The 17,319-nt window shown below is 40.9% G+C and carries 20 protein-coding genes; 6 read left to right on the top strand and 14 right to left on the bottom strand.

The genetic code is table 11. From position 1 onward, the window contains the following. The first annotated feature begins 86 nt into the window (after positions 1 to 86). Positions 87 to 656: a nicotinate-nicotinamide nucleotide adenylyltransferase gene (locus F986_RS07975; protein ID WP_004693846.1), complete on the top strand. Its 570-nt coding sequence runs from the start codon at positions 87 to 89 to the stop codon at positions 654 to 656. A gap of 43 nt (positions 657 to 699) precedes the next feature. Continuing rightward, a complete protein-coding gene (locus F986_RS07970) occupies positions 700 to 1,296 on the top strand; it encodes a YceI family protein (RefSeq protein ID WP_004693844.1) in 597 nt (198 codons plus the stop codon). A 37-nt stretch (positions 1,297 to 1,333) separates the two neighbouring features. Here the strand turns inward: F986_RS07970 and F986_RS07965 are convergent, their stop codons facing one another. Next, positions 1,334 to 2,224, bottom strand: coding sequence for a LysR family transcriptional regulator ArgP (locus F986_RS07965; protein ID WP_004693842.1), 891 nt, complete (start codon positions 2,222 to 2,224; stop codon positions 1,334 to 1,336). Positions 2,225 to 2,342: 118 nt separating this feature from the next. Here F986_RS07965 and F986_RS07960 point away from each other — a divergent pair, with 118 nt between their 5' ends. Continuing rightward, positions 2,343 to 2,942 carry a LysE/ArgO family amino acid transporter gene (locus F986_RS07960; RefSeq protein ID WP_004693840.1) on the top strand — a complete coding sequence of 200 codons (600 nt, stop codon included), beginning with the start codon at positions 2,343 to 2,345 and terminating at the stop codon, positions 2,940 to 2,942. 75 nt (positions 2,943 to 3,017) lie between these two features. Here the strand turns inward: F986_RS07960 and F986_RS07955 are convergent, their stop codons facing one another. Together F986_RS07955 and F986_RS07950 are read right to left on the bottom strand one after the other, a co-directional pair. Beyond that, the gene (locus F986_RS07955) at positions 3,018 to 3,476 is read right to left on the bottom strand and encodes a peroxiredoxin (RefSeq protein WP_004693838.1); all 459 of its coding nucleotides are present in this window, start codon (positions 3,474 to 3,476) and stop codon (positions 3,018 to 3,020) included. Positions 3,477 to 3,485: 9 nt separating this feature from the next. Further along, complete coding sequence (locus F986_RS07950; RefSeq protein ID WP_004693835.1) at positions 3,486 to 4,178, bottom strand: Dph6-related ATP pyrophosphatase; 693 nt, start codon at positions 4,176 to 4,178, stop codon at positions 3,486 to 3,488. 114 nt (positions 4,179 to 4,292) lie between these two features. Between F986_RS07950 and F986_RS17840 the strand changes: the two genes are divergently transcribed. Beyond that, a protein-coding gene (locus F986_RS17840) for an IS3 family transposase (RefSeq protein WP_115613872.1) occupies positions 4,293 to 5,530 on the top strand; the annotation gives its coding sequence in 2 pieces (ribosomal slippage) (positions 4,293 to 4,629 and positions 4,629 to 5,530; 1,239 coding nt in all). A gap of 50 nt (positions 5,531 to 5,580) precedes the next feature. On the opposite strand, the gene F986_RS07935 is transcribed toward F986_RS17840, so the two are convergent. From F986_RS07935 to dapD, 4 genes are all read right to left on the bottom strand, one after another. Then, positions 5,581 to 5,988 (bottom strand): hypothetical protein, encoded by a 408-nt coding sequence (locus tag F986_RS07935; RefSeq protein ID WP_004693833.1) that lies wholly within the window; start codon positions 5,986 to 5,988, stop codon positions 5,581 to 5,583. 16 nt (positions 5,989 to 6,004) lie between these two features. Next, complete coding sequence (gene queC, locus F986_RS07930) at positions 6,005 to 6,673, bottom strand: 7-cyano-7-deazaguanine synthase QueC (RefSeq protein WP_004693831.1); 669 nt, start codon at positions 6,671 to 6,673, stop codon at positions 6,005 to 6,007. 43 nt (positions 6,674 to 6,716) lie between these two features. Further along, positions 6,717 to 7,427 carry a 7-carboxy-7-deazaguanine synthase QueE gene (gene queE, locus F986_RS07925; protein ID WP_004693829.1) on the bottom strand — a complete coding sequence of 237 codons (711 nt, stop codon included), beginning with the start codon at positions 7,425 to 7,427 and terminating at the stop codon, positions 6,717 to 6,719. A gap of 95 nt (positions 7,428 to 7,522) precedes the next feature. Then, positions 7,523 to 8,344, bottom strand: a complete 822-nt coding sequence (dapD, locus tag F986_RS07920) for a 2,3,4,5-tetrahydropyridine-2,6-dicarboxylate N-succinyltransferase (protein ID WP_004693827.1) — start codon at positions 8,342 to 8,344, stop codon at positions 7,523 to 7,525. A 302-nt stretch (positions 8,345 to 8,646) separates the two neighbouring features. Here dapD and carO point away from each other — a divergent pair, with 302 nt between their 5' ends. Then, entirely contained in the window at positions 8,647 to 9,393 is a 747-nt protein-coding gene (gene carO, locus F986_RS07915; protein ID WP_004693825.1) for an ornithine uptake porin CarO type 2, read from the top strand. 56 nt (positions 9,394 to 9,449) lie between these two features. Here carO and F986_RS07910 read toward each other — a convergent pair whose 3' ends face one another. The 7 genes from F986_RS07910 to F986_RS07880 all read right to left on the bottom strand — a co-directional run bounded on the left by F986_RS07910 (position 9,450) and on the right by F986_RS07880 (position 16,341). Next, positions 9,450 to 10,646 (bottom strand): outer membrane protein transport protein, encoded by a 1,197-nt coding sequence (locus F986_RS07910; RefSeq protein WP_004693823.1) that lies wholly within the window; start codon positions 10,644 to 10,646, stop codon positions 9,450 to 9,452. 189 nt (positions 10,647 to 10,835) lie between these two features. Continuing rightward, positions 10,836 to 11,759, bottom strand: a complete 924-nt coding sequence (locus F986_RS07905) for a CysB family HTH-type transcriptional regulator (protein WP_004693821.1) — start codon at positions 11,757 to 11,759, stop codon at positions 10,836 to 10,838. A gap of 57 nt (positions 11,760 to 11,816) precedes the next feature. Next, complete coding sequence (locus F986_RS07900; RefSeq protein ID WP_004693820.1) at positions 11,817 to 12,878, bottom strand: sulfate/molybdate ABC transporter ATP-binding protein; 1,062 nt, start codon at positions 12,876 to 12,878, stop codon at positions 11,817 to 11,819. A 12-nt stretch (positions 12,879 to 12,890) separates the two neighbouring features. Then, positions 12,891 to 13,772 (bottom strand): sulfate ABC transporter permease subunit CysW, encoded by an 882-nt coding sequence (gene cysW / locus F986_RS07895; RefSeq protein WP_004693818.1) that lies wholly within the window; start codon positions 13,770 to 13,772, stop codon positions 12,891 to 12,893. Next, the gene (gene cysT / locus F986_RS07890) at positions 13,769 to 14,602 is read right to left on the bottom strand and encodes a sulfate ABC transporter permease subunit CysT (RefSeq protein WP_004693816.1); all 834 of its coding nucleotides are present in this window, start codon (positions 14,600 to 14,602) and stop codon (positions 13,769 to 13,771) included. The genes cysW and cysT overlap by 4 nt, the downstream gene beginning before the upstream one ends. 85 nt (positions 14,603 to 14,687) lie before the next feature. Continuing rightward, positions 14,688 to 15,293 (bottom strand): RBBP9/YdeN family alpha/beta hydrolase, encoded by a 606-nt coding sequence (locus tag F986_RS07885; RefSeq protein ID WP_004693814.1) that lies wholly within the window; start codon positions 15,291 to 15,293, stop codon positions 14,688 to 14,690. Between the two features lie 37 nt (positions 15,294 to 15,330). Beyond that, complete coding sequence (locus F986_RS07880) at positions 15,331 to 16,341, bottom strand: sulfate ABC transporter substrate-binding protein (protein ID WP_004693812.1); 1,011 nt, start codon at positions 16,339 to 16,341, stop codon at positions 15,331 to 15,333. 164 nt (positions 16,342 to 16,505) lie between these two features. Here F986_RS07880 and pabC point away from each other — a divergent pair, with 164 nt between their 5' ends. Beyond that, positions 16,506 to 17,318 (top strand): aminodeoxychorismate lyase, encoded by an 813-nt coding sequence (pabC, locus tag F986_RS07875; protein WP_004693811.1) that lies wholly within the window; start codon positions 16,506 to 16,508, stop codon positions 17,316 to 17,318. The last annotated feature ends 1 nt before the right edge of the window (position 17,319 follow it).

Below are 17,319 nucleotides of genomic sequence, written 5' to 3'. Positions count from 1 at the left end.
AAGTTTGATTTAATTTTATGGGCTCATTATGTCGCATAATTTTATGATCGACACAACTGACCAGTTCATAAAAAAGTAAAAGATTTATGCCATATACATTTGATTATCTCGTATTCATTGGTCGCTTCCAGCCATTTCACTTGGCGCATATGCAAACCATTAAGATTGCTTTAGAGCAAAGTGAAAATGTCATTTTGGCTTTAGGTTCTGCGCAAAATGAACGAAATACGAAAAATCCATTTTTAGCATCTGAACGTGAAGAAATGATTTTATCGAACTTTTCAGAAGCGCATCAAAAACGGATTCACTTTGTACATGTAATTGATGTTTATAATGATGTTAAATGGGTGCAATTGGTAAAAAAATTAGTGAATCATGTAGTCACACCTGATTCTAAAGTTGGACTCATTGGCCATTTTAAAGATGATTCCTCCTATTATTTACAGCTTTTTCCTGAATGGAAAATGGTTGAACTCGATAGCCTACAAGATGCGATGTCTGCAACACCTGTTCGAGAAGCTTATTATCGAGGTGATATTTTAGAGCAGGCGTTTCCACTGGGAACCAGTGATTTTTTACATAAATTCCAACAAAGTGAAATATATAAACAGTTACAACACAAATTTTTAACTCAGGACCCATCCAATTTAGACTAAGGTTCTCAGTCGAATAAAAATATTTCGACGAGGATCGAGTTCAATGGATAGAAAACAACAGACGAAACAGATTGCACGTCATGCGGTCATTAGAAATGCTTTGATGATTGCAGGTGTTACATTTGCATTCAGCACTCAAGTGCAAGCCCAGTCATGGACATTGACGCCTCAGAGTAATGTAGGCTTTGAAATTAAATCCTTGGGTGTAACCGTTGTAAGAGCTAAGTTTAATCGGGTGCAATCTAGTATGCAGTTTGATGCCAAAGCACCACAGCATGCTTCGACGCATTTTGTCATGGATGTAAATAGCCTAAGCTTGAGTAAACCTTCACTGAAAAATATGATTTTGGGTGAAGATTTGTTTTATGCATCCAAGTACAAAACCGCTAACTTTAAAAGTACCAGTTTTAAAGATTTGGGTAATGGTCAATATAATATTGCCGGAAACTTAACACTTCGCGGCATCACCAAGCCTGTTAGCTTTAGCACGACCCTAAAACCAAGTGCCAATAATGCCAATCTACTGGATGTCCAGTCCTCAGCCGTAATTAACCGAAGTGATTTTGGCATGAAAAAAGCCATTGCAGGTGTAGGCGAAAAAGTGAATATTCAACTGTCAGGGCAGTGGAAAGTGCAATAGAGGCTTAATATCTTAAAGACCTATATTCAGGGCTTTATTAATTCATCGCTGCGTGAGCCTGTTCAATCAAGAGATCTGTTAGCAGATTTAACTGCACCGACTGCTGTTTCCAATGATGCCAATACAAAGGCAAATCGATATTGAGTTGAGGATCCACCTCAACCAATGAGCCATCCGCCAAACGCGGTTTGGCTTGGTAATAGGGTAACCAACCGTAACCGAGTCCCATCGTAACCGCATCAAAAAATGCACTGGAAGACGGAATAAAGTGATGTGGATATTGAGTTGGATTGAGGCCAAACTTTTGTTGGATATACGCGGTGTGGAGTTGATCTTTTGCGTTAAAGATCAGTGCAGGAGCTGCACGTAGAGACACCCGGTTAACGCCTTGTTTAAACCATTGCTGTGCAAAAGTTGGGGTGGCGACAAAACGATAGTTCATATCGCCAATGTATTCGGCTACACAGCCTTTCATGGCTTGTGATTCATCTGTCACGCAGGCATTCACCAAACCGGCTTCAAGTAAGTGATGGGTTTGTGATTGGTCATCAACCTGAAAATGCACCACGATCTTTTGTTCAATTAATGTTGACTGTAGCAAGGGCAACAACCATGTCGCTAAGGAGTCGGCATTGGTTGCAATGTTGATTTGATAAAAAGCAGAGGTGTTCATATGACCAGTGAGGTTCTGAATGAAACTTTGCTCTAACAGTCGGCTATGTTGCAAATAATGTAGCAGCGATTGACCTGCTTGTGTCGGGCGGCAAGGTCTTTCGCGCACAATTAATAAATGCCCCAAACTTTTTTCTAGGCTTTGTACGCGTAAAGTGACGGCTGAAGCAGTAATGCATAGCTGTTCAGCAGCAAGGTCAAAACTTCCTGTTTCTGCTACAGCTAAAAATGCGTCGCATTGTTTATGATTCAGCATATCGGGACTCACTTTAAACTAAAAATATTTTAGTTATATTGATATTTTCTAAATAATACTTAATTTAACTAAAAATGAAAGATAATCCTGACATCATCAATTAAGTTGAAAAGTCAAAATGTTAAGTACATATGTACAAGGGCTTGCAGTTGGGATGAGCCTTATTATTGCTATTGGGGCTCAAAATGCATTTGTGCTAAAACAGGGGCTTAAAAAGCAGTTTGTTTTTTGGGTATGTTTTGTCTGTGCATTGTCGGATTCTATTCTAATTGTCTTAGGCGTTTCGGGTTTTTCAAAAGTGCTTCAGCACTATCCTGAAATTATTCAGTTTGCCAAATGGGCAGGGGCACTTTTCCTGTTTTGTTATGGATTCCAACATGCACTGCGGGCATTCAAATCACAGCAGGGCTTGGAGGCAAGTCCCATTGAAAAGCATCAACTAGTGAATATTGTTTTGCTGTGTTTGGCGCTGACTTGGCTTAATCCGCATGTGTATTTAGATACGGTTATTTTACTGGGTTCAATTTCAACACAGTTTGAGCAACCTGCGTACTTTGCTCTAGGAGCAGTGTGTGCGTCTTGGTTGTTTTTCTTTGCTTTGGGCTATGGGGCTCGTGTGCTTATCCCTATTTTTGCAAATCCGAAAGCGTGGAATGTGCTAGATGCGATCATTGCTCTGGTGATGTGGGGAATCGCCATTTCACTGCTTGCGAAATGAAAAGCGTGTGCAATAAAAAACTATAAATTAAAAAATCACAAAAAAACAAAGCCCGCATCTGCGGGCTTATGTACATTAAGCTTGTAATGCTTTTAAGTCTTCTAAAACTTGTTCAGCATGTCCCGCAGCTTTTACCTTACGATACTCTTTAACCAGCTTACCGTTATGGAAAATAAAAGTTGAGCGCTCAATACCCATCACTTTTTTACCATACATATTTTTTTCTTTAATCACATCAAAGTGTTTACACAGCACTTCTTCTTTGTCGCTAATTAAATTAATGGTTAAAGCCTGCTTTTCTGTAAAATTCTGGTGCGCTTTAACCGAGTCACGTGAAACACCAATGATTGTGGTTTGTAGGGCATCGAACTGATCTTTTAAACATGAAAAACCAACGGCTTGAGTTGTGCAACCAGGCGTTGAATCTTTCGGGTAAAAATACACAATCAGCCACTCAGTCGGCACTTCAGTTAAGTTCACTTCACCCGTTGTGGCTGGAAAGTTCTGATTTGGAAGTTGGATGGTATCAGTCATGTTCTATCCTTAAATGTCGCATTGTTCTAATTCAAGTGGTAAAAAGGCATAATTTTCGTGATACAGAATATCACCTTTAACGACCGAAAGTGGATGTTTGAAAATTGGGCCATCAATCACCGTGGTGTGGAATTCACCCGCTTCGCCGCATGGATCAATGCCTCTTGCAACAAGTTCATCGACATATTCAAGGCTAAGTACTTGACCTAAGTCTTCAACTTTCATGCCTAAGTTTAAGTTGACAGTAACGATGATGCTTTGAAATCCAAGTCGAATAAACTCATGCACAATGTCTAAACGTGGACATTGCCATAGTGGCATACATAAACTGAGCTTACTTTTATCACACACAGATTGATTCCATTCAGCATGTGCCATTAAATCAATATCGCCTGTGACTAAGGTTTCTGCTCCAAGAGCTTGAGCTTTTCGTAACAGTTGAATGAACTGGTTTTCATAGTCTTGCCACGTTGCAGAGGCACTGTAGATGGGAAGTCCAATTGCTTTTGCCTGCGCATGAATAATATCGAGAGACATCCCATGTGAGCGTGATTTCAGACCTTGCTCTTCTAACATGACAATTAATGCAACAGGTTCACCCATTTGCATAGCTTGGTATAAAGCAAGGCTGCTGTCTTTTCCACCACTATATGACGCAACAAATTTGCGATTTTGGGCGCGTGTATTCCATTCGGTGAGCATATTTTCAGGTTCTATCTATTTTGAACATATAAAAAAGCCTGCATAGAGCAGGCTTCATTCACATTCAGTGTGTCCCGTCCTGAAATAAGTTTACACCTTTAAGAGGCTTATTTTATGGAACATGAACGAGAACAAAGAGTTAAACGTACACAAGGTGATTATAGCTTTGCCTTTAAAATGATGGTTGTACATGAAGTAGAAAAAGGGCAAATTACTTATAAACAAGCTCAGGCAAAATATGGTATTCAAGGAAGATCAACTGTGCTGGTATGGTTACGCAAGCACGGACAACAGGACTGGACTTCGAATATGCCGCCTTCTTCTAAACGCCAATTAACACCCCAACAACGAATCCGCCAATTAGAAAAGCAGTTAGCCGCAGAAAAGCTTAAAACTGAATTTATTCAGGATGTGATTTATCACATTGATAAAGAATGTGGGACTGATCTTGGAAAAAAGTATACCGAGCACGTTTCAAAGATTGGCAAAGCCAAAGAGGACTAAGCGTTTCACGTTATTGTCAGTGGTTGGGAATCACCCGACAAGCTTATTATCAAGCAGAAAAACGTGCTCAAATGACTGCACAAGCAACTGAACAAATACTTGAGTTGGTTATGGAATATCGTTGTCTCATGCCAAGTATCGGAACACGTAAGTTGTATTGGCTTATTAAAGGCAAATTGTTGCAGCGTGGTTTAAAGTGTGGACGGGATCAGTTATTTAAAATATTGAAAGAGCATAATTTATTGATTCGCCCCAAGCGTCGCTATACAAAAACTACGGATAGCAAGCATTGGATGAAGAAGCATCCAAATTTATTAAAGGATTATTCAGCAGTGCAAGCCAACGAAGTCTTTGTTAGTGATATTACTTATGTTGAGAGTGCTGAAGGCGTACATTATTTATCATTGGTGACAGATGCTTATACCCGTCAGATTAAAGGTTATAAGTTATCGAATGATATGCGTGCGGAGAATGTTATGCAGGCTCTACATATGGCGATGCAGCATGTGACGGATCGAGCGACTAGGATGATTCATCATTCAGACAGAGGCTCTCAGTATTGCTCTGAGCTATATCAATCGGCATTGCACCATTATGGGATATGTCCTTCCATGACAGATGGATACCTTGCGAAACAGTGTTTCTCATATCAAAATGCATTAGCAGAGCGGATTAATGGAATATTAAAGCAGGAGTTTTTAACTACACGATGTCAAACCATGAAGGAGTTAGATCACTTAATTACGGAATCTATCATGATTTATAATTGCTATAGACCACATTTAAGTTTAAATATGAACACCCCGAATCAGATGTATGAGCAAACTAAAACCGAGCTAATTGCTTAACTCGGTTTGAAGTGGAATACTGTCAATCTATTTCAGGACAAGACAGTGAATTATTTTTTCGGAGCAGCTTTCATTGCTTCTTCAGTTAAAGATTTTAATTTACCTGTTAACTGTGGACCGAAACATGTTTGCAAGTCTTTATTTTGCTTTTGTACAAAAGCTAAAGTAGATGGGCTTTTCTTTTGGTTGATCGCACTTTGGATTTCCCATTTTTGTGCATTGGTCAACTTACCATCAGCTTCAACTGCACAAGTACAGTATTTGCTTACTTCTGCTGCGCTAAGCTTTTTGCTTTTTGCAGTTTCTTCTTTACAAACATTAATTAATGCCGATTTTACATTGCTGCTTTTATACGCTTCTTGTAATTTGTTCGATTCAGCAGCATTTGAAGCTGTAGCGAACAATGCAGCTGCAGACACCAATGTAGAAAGCAAAATGTTTGATTTTAAATTTTTCATAAACTGTACCTTGTCGTTACGGTATATAACGCGTTGGGTCTGTTACGCCAGCATCTGCAAAACCTTCTTTACGAAGACGGCAGCTGTCGCATTTCCCACAAGCACGTCCTTGGTCATCTGCTTGGTAGCAAGACACCGTTTGACTATAGTCTACGCCATGTTCTATACCTAAGCGAATAATATTTGCTTTGGATAAATGTAACAGAGGTGTTTCAAATTTAAGAGGTTTTCCTTCAACGCCAACCTTGGTTGCAAGGCGAGCCATGTTGGCAAATGCCTCAATAAATTCAGGACGACAGTCAGGATACCCTGAATAATCAACAGCATTAATACCAATCACAATGGCTTCGGCATCTAAAACTTCTGCTGCTGCTAGGGCATAAGATAAGAAAATCGTGTTACGTGCTGGAACATAAGTTACAGGAATACCGACTTGTTCATGATCTGGAACATCAATGCTATGGTCTGTTAACGCAGAACCGCCCAAATTACCTAAGTCGATATTAATGACACGATGTTCTACGCCTGCTTTTTTTGTCAGTTCGCGTGCAGCATCGAGTTCAGTGGTTGAGCGTTGACCATACATAAAGCTGAGCGCTGTACAGTCATACTGTGCTTGCGCCCATGCTAAACAAGTTGTTGAGTCTAAACCGCCAGATAACAAAACTATGGCACGAGGACGCATACAAATTTCTCCAAATATAAATTAAAGATGAATAGGCAATGTATTAACGACCAGTTTCGTCATTCCAAAGCAACTTGTGGAGTTGGAGTTGGAAGCAAACAGGGAGATGGTCTTCTAATATCCATTGCGCTAAGTCACGTGCAAGTTGAGGTAAACGAGCAGCACCTTTCTCAACGGCAAAAGCAGGAGAGAACCATACTGTGCTGACTTTTTCATTCAGTTTATAGTCTTCAACTTGCTGTTTTGACCACTCATAATCCTCACGGTTACAAATTACAAATTTGATTTGGTCGTGCTGGGTTAAATGGTCGAGATTCGAAAGCAAATTTCGTGCAACTTCGCCTGAAGTTGGGGTTTTCAAATCTAATACTTTTGAAACACGTAGGTCAACCTTAGACACATCTAAAGCGCCACTGGTTTCCAAAGAGACTTCACAGCCGAGGTCAGCAAGACGTTGCATTAAAGGCAAGGCATTGGGCTGTGCAAGAGGTTCACCACCTGTCACGCAGACATAAGGGGTTTTAAAATCAAGCGTGGTTTGAATAATCTGATCTAAAGATTGGCGTTCGCCACCTTCAAACGAGTAGGTCGTATCGCAGTAGGTACAACGTAGTGGACAACCGGTTAAACGAATAAAAACTGTTGGCAGTCCTGAGGTGTTGGCTTCTCCTTGCAAAGAATAAAAGATCTCCGTGATACGTAGACCCGCAGAAGGATCAGAAACAGGGATAGCAGAAGATCGAAGCGTATTCATAGCAAAATTAAACCACAGGTTAGAAAAACAAAAATCTCTACGGCTAGTCTTAACCGTAGAGATGAGGAACTTTAGTTCCGAACGACAACGAAAAATTATTCGTCGCGTAGTAAATCGTTCAAGCTCGTTTTAGAACGTGTTTGTGCATCTACTTTTTTCACGATGATTGCAGCATACAGACTATAAGTACCACATTTAGAAGGTAAGCTACCTGCAACTACAACAGAACCTGCTGGTACACGGCCGTAGTGAATTTCGCCAGTTGCACGGTCAAAAATCTTAGTCGATTGACCAATGAACACGCCCATAGAAATTACAGAACCTTCTTCTACGATCACGCCTTCTACGATTTCAGAACGTGCACCGATGAAGCAGTTGTCTTCAATAATCGTTGGGTTCGCTTGAAGTGGCTCAAGAACACCACCAATACCTACACCACCAGATAGGTGAACATTTTTACCAATTTGAGCACATGAACCAACAGTCGCCCATGTGTCAACCATGGTGCCTTCGTCAACATATGCACCAATGTTCACATAAGAAGGCATTAACACCACGTTTTTCGCTTGGAAAGAACCTTTACGGGCAACCGCAGGAGGAACAACACGTACGCCAGCCGCTTTAAACTGTTCTTCAGTCCAACCTGTAAATTTAGTATCTACTTTGTCGTAGAATTGAAGGTCACATGACTCAATTGGTTTGTTGTCATTTAGTTTGAATGATAAAAGCACAGCTTTTTTCACCCATTGATGAACAACCCACTCACCATCAATTTTTTCAGCAACACGTAATGTCCCGTTATCTAAACCAGCAATGACTTCTTCAACTGCTGCACGAACTTCAGCAGGACAGTCCGCTGCTGTAAAATTCGCACGGTCTTCAAACGCTTGTTCAATAATTGTTGAAAGCTGAGACATGATCTTCCTTCCAGAAAAAAAATTTTCCTGATTTTACACTAAATTGTGCAGAGAATAGATGAAAAAACAGCATAGGATCGGAAATAATAATGAATGATTGGAAATAAGACTTTTAGAGCTGTTTGAGTAGAGGCGTTAAGTAAAGAATTGCGATTTACAACAACAATAAAACCTAAAATGTATCAAAAAATAACAAAAATAGCCCAAATCTTGAATAAAAAACAGTCCAAGACTGTTCTAAGATGACTTCATCAAAAAATGGTAATTGATGTAAAAATATCTTTGCTTGGAGGAGAAAAAACATGAAATCATTACGTTTAGTTGCAATCGCAGCAGCAATGTCGGCGGTCGCAGGTACAGCTTTTGCTGATGATGCAGTCGTAAAAGATGGTTATGCTTTTGACCAAAATAAACTCATTCCTACTGGTGTTCGTGCTGAAGTCGGTACAACAGGTTATGGTGGTGCTTTGTTGTGGACAGCTAACCCATATGTAGGTTTAGCGTTAGGTTACAACGGTGGTGACATTTCATGGTCAGATGATTTGTCTATTAATGGCACTAAATATGACATGGATATGGATAACAAATTGGCTTATTTAAATGCTGAGATTCGTCCATGGGGTGAAAGTACTAACCGTTGGGCACAGGGGATGTACGTTGCAGCAGGTGTGGGCTACGTTGATAATCAGTATGATTTAACTAAGCGCGTGGGTACAAATGCATCGGTAGAAGTAGACGGTAGCCGCTTCAATGGTGGTGCAAACGGTGTTAACATTGATGGTAAATTAAGTTACGATAACCAATTTGCTCCTTATGTCGGTTTAGGTTTGGCGCCAAAAATCAATGAAAACTGGGGAGTGTTTGGTGAAGTCGGTGCTTATTACACTGGTAATCCAGACGTAAATCTAAATTCTAGTAATCCTGGGTTGATCGGAAGTGATGGCCGTACTCTTGGTGCAGCTCTGAGTACTCAAGAAAATGATATTTCAGAAAAAGATAAATATAAATGGTTGCCAGTAGCGAAACTAGGTGTAAGTTACCACTGGTAATATCCATTAGCTTTAGCTAAACCTCAAAAAACGAGCTTCGGCTCGTTTTTTGTGTCTTAAAAGCGGTGTGCCAATTTCAAATGATAAACCCAAGCATCACGTTGTTCGAGTGAAGAAAAACTTGAGATTTGCGTGATTAACGACTGTGGTTGTGTCTTTTCTGGTTTGGTAAAGTACAAATAATGCAGACCCGCAATCATAAACGTTTTAGGGTTAAAGTGATAAACCGCGCCCTTACCCACACCAACATAGCCGTCTACAGGGTTTAAGCTTGAGGCAGGATTACCCGCACCAGAATCCCACAATCCTTCCACCGCAGTGATCCATTTGGATGACCATTGATGGGCAACTCCCAAACGGGTCGACCATTGATTCTTTTGGTAATCAATCAGGTTGAACTGATTACCTAGTCCTTCAGATTGCAGAATTGCAGCAAATTGAGTGGGCTGAATTTTAAAATCTTGCCAATTGACCCATCGCAATGATCCATACAGAAAATTTTGCGCAGGTAAACCTGTGTGAAAATCTAAATTCACCGATTCTGGGGTCTGAATTTCCGTTGCTTGTTGTGGTGCAATCTCTAAAGGAAATCCCCAAAAACTTTCGCTTGCATTGGTCCTGTGTTTGATTTTAGCGCGATAGGTAATTGCTGTATTAAATGCATATTCAGGAATTTGGTAGCTTACACCTGCTAACCAACCCCACGCATGGTCTTTGGGAAAATGCGCGTGATAATCAAAAAAGGTATAGTCAACTTGTGTACCAATTTTCAGATCACCTGAAAATGACTGGTAACTCAGACCTGTAAAGAGGTTCCAATGTTGTGTGGGTTGATAGCCAATGAGCGCTGTAATATTTCTTGAGTCAAACTTAATATCTGCGTTTTCTATAGGTAAGGGTTCACCTGAAAGAATAGGACTATAGTGATAATCCACATCAGCAAAATAAGGTTGGTCAAATAATAACGCCACAGAAATTTGTGGATGTGGTTGTAATTTTAATGCAGCTTGGATGAATTGTTGATGATTGACTAAATTGCCTGTTGAAAAATCTTGAACGCCTAATTCCGCAATATTTTGTTGATGCTGGACCTGACCTGAAATATTGGTATCCACGTGTAGCAAAGCAACTTCCGCATAATTACCTTTTTCAAATAATGCATGTACCGATTGAGCGCTACGTTCTAAAGCTGCGGCAGAGGCATAACTTAGCGGCAGGACATACAGCAATCCGACAAAAATGTGAAATTTCATGTTGCGTCCTTGATCTAAATTATAGAATCGTGTTTAAAATCAAATTACGTTTTTTATTTTTGATTATATTTTATTCACTTTTCTTATGAATTAAAATCATTATTTTGATTATTTCTAGGTGTATAGAATCAGCAAGAGTTTTACTAAAGATCAAAAAAGAGAGCCTAGGCTCTCTTATGTATTACTGTTTTATTCTTCGGGATAGGCTATACGTTTTAAAGCTTTAATATCGGCATTTGGTGCACATAAAGAAATAAACTCATAGCCATAGCCACGTAGTAAATGTCCTTTGCGAACCGCAATCCATGTGGTGTTTAGCCCAAAAATATCAGTTGGAATTTGTTTTAAACGATAGTCACGTTCAACGTCATAAGCCACATTATTGACAATACCAACGCCCATATTCAGTTCAACATAGGTTTTAATCACATCGGCATCTAAAGCAGACATTACGATGTCGACATCCACACCTGCATCTTCAAAAGCTTTGTCAATTTTTGAACGGCCTGTGAAACCGCCGTGATAGGTAATCAGTGGATATTCCGCCAAGTCTGTAATACTAATATTTTGTTTGCTTGCCAGTGGGTGGTTTTGAGGGGTAATAATGCTGTGTTGCCAATTATAGAACGGTACACTAGCCAGATTGTCCTCAGTGGTGAGTGACTCAGTTGCAATACCAATATCAGCTTCACCTTGTAAAAGCATTTCGGTAATTTCAACAGGGCTGGCTTGTTGCAAAATAAGATGAACTTTTGGAAACTCTTTTTTGAATTGATTGACAATCGGCGGTAGCACATAACGCGCTTGCGTATGTGTAGTCGCAATCGTCAAAGTGCCTTCATCGACACGGTTAAAATCATCTGCAAGACGTTTAATATTGTCTGCGTCGACCAACATGCGTTCAACAATGCCCAGTAGTGCTTGACCTGGTTCAGTTAAACCCAGTAAGCGTTTCCCTTTACGAATAAAAAGCTGTACGCCTAATTCATCTTCTAGGTCTTTGATGTGCTTACTGACGCCTGACTGAGAGGTATATAGTGCAGCAGAGGCTTCGGTGAGGTTGAAGTTTTGTCTCACCGTTTCTCGAATAATTCTGAGTTGTTGAAAGTTCATAGTTTTGGATCTCTTTTATGATGAATGAGGCATTCAACATGCCCCATTCAATTGGTCTTAAGCCGCAGGTTTTGCAAATAAATGCAAGTTTGATGGGCTTAACCATACCGTTTGATTCGGTCTAAATTGGTGTAATTTTGCTTCTTCAGAAGTCAGTGAAATTTCAATCAGTTTGCCTTGACGATCATGGAGTTCTGCAACCACTTTGCCCGCGATCCATAATTCTCGAACGAACGTTGCTTGGATGGCATTGTCTTGCGGCTGTGCATGGATCCTTAATTCATCTGGACGAGCAAAAGCAATCACGTCACCCGAAGGTGCATTGCGTAAAGAGTCTAATTGAATACGGTCTTCACCAATTTGGATCGTCCCTGCGTTATTTTGACCTTCAAAACGGTTTGCTTGACCTAAGAAGTCGAACACAAACGGCGTTGCTGGCTTTTCATACACTTCGCGGGGAGAACCAATTTGCTCGACGTTCCCTTTATTCATCACAATGATTTGATCTGCGACTTCCAAAGCTTCTTCTTGGTCATGCGTTACAAAGATTGAGGTGATATGAAGTTCATCATGCAAAGTACGTAACCAACGACGGAGCTCTTTACGTACTTTTGCATCCAAAGCACCAAAAGGTTCATCCAGTAACAGTACGCGTGGTTCAACTGCTAAAGCACGTGCCAGTGCAATACGTTGACGCTGGCCGCCTGAGAGTTGTGCTGGGTAACGATCTGCCAAGAAGCCCAATTGGACTAAGTCCAGCAAACGCGTGACACGTTTTTTAATTTCAGCTTCAGATGGGCGTGTTGCACGTGGGCGAACGCGGAGACCAAAAGCAATATTGTCAAATACGGTCATATGGCGAAACAAGGCATAGTGCTGAAATACAAAACCAACTTCACGTTCACGTACGTGTACATTGGTTGCATCTTCACCTTCCAAGATGACTTGGCCGCCATCTGCGGATTCAAGCCCTGCAATAATACGAAGCAGGGTGGTTTTACCACAGCCTGATGGGCCGAGTAATGCAACCAATTGACCATCAGGAAAATCGAGAGAAATGTTATTCAGCGCATGGAATGCACCAAAGTGTTTTTCAATATTTTTAACTTGAATACTCATGAGGTCATTCCTTTAAACTGTTGAATCATTATGTTTGTTTTGCTTTTCTTGGCGAATCTCAACCCATGTTTTTAAAACAAGAGTCACAATCGCTAAAAGCGCCAAGAGTGAAGACACAGCAAAAGCCGCACTGAAGGTATATTCGTTATAGAGAATCTCGACATGTAAAGGTAAAGTATTGGTTTCACCACGAATATGACCTGAAACGACCGATACCGCACCAAACTCACCCATAGCACGTGCATTACACAGAATGACGCCGTAAATTAAACCCCATTTGATGTTGGGTAGGGTTACTTTCCAGAAGGTTTGCCAGCCTGATGCACCCAGCACAATAGCAGCTTCTTCTTCTTCCGTACCTTGAGCTTCCATGAGCGGAATAAGTTCACGTGCAACAAAAGGAACGGTGATAAAGATCGTTGCTAATACAATGGCAGGAACGGCATACAGAATTTTGATGTCATTATCCATAAGCCAACTACCAAACCAGCCTTGCGTACCAAAAATCAGTACCAGCATTAAACCCGCGATAACAGGGGATACTGAAAATGGCATATCAATAATCGTGGTTAAGATGGATTTGCCACGGAAGTTAAATTTGGCCACACACCAAGCGGCTGCAACACCAAATACGACATTCAGTGGGACTGCAATCACCGCGGTTAATAAAGTGAGTTTGACTGCGGAGAGCGTGTCTGGATGAACCAAGGCTTGTGCATAGACGCCGACTCCTTGTTTAAAGGCCTCAACGAACACCAAAATCAGCGGTAAGATCAAACAGCTCAAAAAGAACAGTAGGGCAATCGTAATTAGTGTGTAGCGAACCCAAGTTGGTTCACGTGTTGCATCACGCGATTGTAGCTTTTCAGCCAGCGCATTACTGTTGATATTCATCGTGCTGTTCTCCCTGTACGACGGCTTGCCCATGCTTGTAACAAGTTAATCAGGAATAAAATGGCAAAAGACAACACCAACATGACGACAGCAATCGTGGTTGCACCTGCATAGTCATATTCTTCTAAGCGCGAAATAATCATGAGTGGTGCAATTTCTGTTTTAAACGGTTGGTTCCCAGCAATAAAGATCACTGAACCATATTCACCGACGCCACGAGCAAAGGCAAGTGCAAAACCTGTGATGAGTGCTGGAAATAAAATCGGCAAAATCACTTTGGTCACAATCTGTAAACGGTTGGCACCTAATGCTGATGCAGCTTCTTCTAACTCTGTTTCCAAGTCACTGAGAACAGGTTGCACAGTCCGTACCACAAAAGGAATACCAATAAAAATTAGTGCCAAGGTAATACCAATTGGGGTGTAGGCCACTTGAATCCCTAAAGGCTCAAGATACTGACCGATCCAACCTGTAGGCGCATAAAGCGAGGTGAGTGCAATACCTGCAACCGCGGTGGGTAAGGCAAACGGCAAGTCGACCAAGGCATCTACAATGCGTTTACCCGGAAAACGATAACGAACCAAACACCACGCTAGAAGGAGACCAAAAACCACATTAATAAACGCGGCGATCAGGGCTGTACTAAAACTGAGCTGCAAAGATTTTAAAATACGTTCTGAACTTAAAATTTCCCATAACCCATCCCAACCAATGCCTAAAGATTTAATGAAAACAGCGGACAATGGAATAAGAACGATTAATGACAAATATGCTAGGGTAAAGCCTAGAGAAAGACCAAATCCTGGCAGCACTCGGGATCGCTGCGACATGATTACTCCTCAAAGAGAGAAAGCTGACCTAAAAAGAGTCAGCTCAAATAAAACTGAATTTCGGCACAAGTATCATTTGCAGCGTTTAAATTGCAAATTTAAATAAATACTTGCTTTCATTGTAAAAACTAATGTTTTTTAGCACATTTTCTGAAATCAAAAAATCATAAATTTCAGGGAATGGCCCAAAACCTGACGCAACATTAATATGTCCGACTTGGCCCAAGTTCTTAGGCCTAATTTTCCATGCTTTTGCCAGTTGCAGCGCATCTTGAAAATTGAGCCAAGGATCATTTTCACTGATGATCATTTGGGTAGGAACTTGTAGCTTGAGTTGGTGGAAATACTGTTGATAGTCATTTTGGCTATCACGAGCAAAACCAGCATCACCAAAGCGAGCAGGGTTGGCCGGTGCAACCAGAACTAAATTTTTAATGTTTTGATTTAGTTCAGGATACTGTGCTAAAGCCGCGACTGTAGTTAAACAACCAAAGCTATGTGCCACAATTTGAATCGGTTCCTGAATGGCTTGAACCGTTTTGATAAATTGCTCAATCCACTCATGGAGTACGGGTTTATTCCAATCCTGCTGCTGTACACGAGAGCATGACTTGAGCTGACGTTGTAACCACGATTGCCAGTGGTCATGTTCACTTCCACCCACGCCCGGTACAATTACAGTATGAATCATGTCGATGCTCCCTTACAGCTATTTACTGAACTCGGTTTTATTTCGTCGTATTGGCTTTCACAATTTGGTCAAATACACCACCATTTTCAAAGTGCTGTTTTTGTACCTTAGTCCAACCGCCAAATTCTTTATCAATGGTCACCAACTTCAACGGTTTGAATGTGGTTGCATATTTTTTCAAGACGCTTGCATTACGTGGGCGATAGAAGTTTTTCGCCGCAATTTCCTGTCCAGCAGGTGAATACAAATAGTTGAGATATGCTTTCGCCAGATTCAGATTGCCATCTTTTTCCGCATTCTTTTCAACAATGGTAACGGGTGGTTCTGCCAAAATAGATAACGAAGGCGTCACGATTTCAAACTTACCTGGTTGTTCACGAATCGCTAAATGTGCTTCGTTTTCCCATGCTAAGAGAACATCACCGATACCGCGTTCAGCAAAGGTTGTAGTTGCGCCACGTGCCCCTGAATCCAGTACTTTGGTGTTTTTATAAATTTTACGCACGAATTCTTGTGCTTTTGCATCGTTACCCGCAGGTTGATGCTTTGCCCAAGCCCAAGCTGCTAAGTAGTTCCAGCGTGCACCACCTGAGGTTTTTGGATTTGGTGTAATAATGCCAACACCTGGCTTAACGAGGTCGCCCCAGTCTTTAATGCCTTGAGGGTTACCTTTACGGACGAGGAATACGATAGTTGAAGTATATGGTGTCGAGTTATTAGGTAGTTTCTTTTGCCAGTTGGTCGGTAAAAGCTTTGCTTTTTCAGCAATTACATCGATATCTGCTGCAAGAGCAAGTGTCACAACATCTGCACCTAAACCATCAATGACCGAACGGGCTTGTTTACCTGAGCCGCCGTGAGACTGTTTGAAGTTAATGTCTTGTCCTGTGCGTTGTTTCCAATAAGCGCCAAACTGTTTGTTGACATCTTCATACAGTTCGCGTGTTGGATCATACGACACGTTAAGGAAATCTTTTGCTGCAACACCAAAAGATGTGACTGAAACTAGCGCTGCTAGTACCCCAATTTTTAACTTAGATAAGCTCATGTGAGACCTCAAATTTTAAACGTTTTTAAACATGAGGCAAGAATACTGCTAGTCTTATTGCTAAAAAAATAATAAAAAATGAACTTTATATGAATAAAAAAGAAAAAGAGTTCGGCTTAGAATTCATTAAACTAAAGCAGAAAATTGTTTCAGGGTAGATTGGCATGCATTGCTATAAAAATGCACAAGAAATCAAACAAATAGAGTTATTAGATCGTGCATTTCACTATGGAGATGGTTGTTTTAGTACAGCGCGTATCCGTGAGGGTGTGATTGAGCTAGAGCCTCTACACATAGCACGCTTGAAATTGGCCTGTGAAAGACTGCTGTTGTCAGCAGATTTAGCCTTTATTCAGCACAGCATCGTGCAATTAAAACAAACCCATGCACACTTAAATGGCACTCTGAAAATTATTATTAGTCGGGGTGAAGGGCAGCGTGGTTATAGTTTGCCCACACATCCTGCTGACGTTTGGGTGTTTTTCTATCCGCAAGCATCAGAGGCTTTGACATACAGCGAAATTGATTCAGGGGTACTGCAACATGCGATTGGGTTGAATATGCCGCAAATGGTGGGTGTGAAAAGCTTAAACCGTTTAGAGCAAGTCTTACTCAAGCATGAAGCAGAACAACACGGTTGGTTGGAAGCGTTGGTCACAGATGTGCAAGGTTCTGTCGTTGAAGGTGTGAGCAGTAATTGTTTCATTCTGCTAAATGATCGATGGATTAGTCCTGAACTTCGTTATAATGGCGTACATGGTGTCATGCGTGCCGAAATATTGGCACGGATGCAGCAACAAGGAATGAGCTGTGAGCTGAGAATGATTGATATGGAAGAAATTCCACGCTTTCAAAGTTTATTTTTCTGCAATGCCTTGAGTCCTATGAAAATAGCCAAAAGTCTGAATCATCAGTATTTAGATGTTCAGCCGTGTATAGATTTGTTCCATCGTCTTCAACTTAATCAGATGCAGTAGT

Source organism: Acinetobacter johnsonii CIP 64.6, assembly GCF_000368045.1.
GTDB classification, from domain to species: domain Bacteria; phylum Pseudomonadota; class Gammaproteobacteria; order Pseudomonadales; family Moraxellaceae; genus Acinetobacter; species Acinetobacter johnsonii.
The sequence above is the reverse complement of the archived record's forward strand: the minus strand, read 5'-3'. Positions and strand labels throughout refer to the sequence as shown.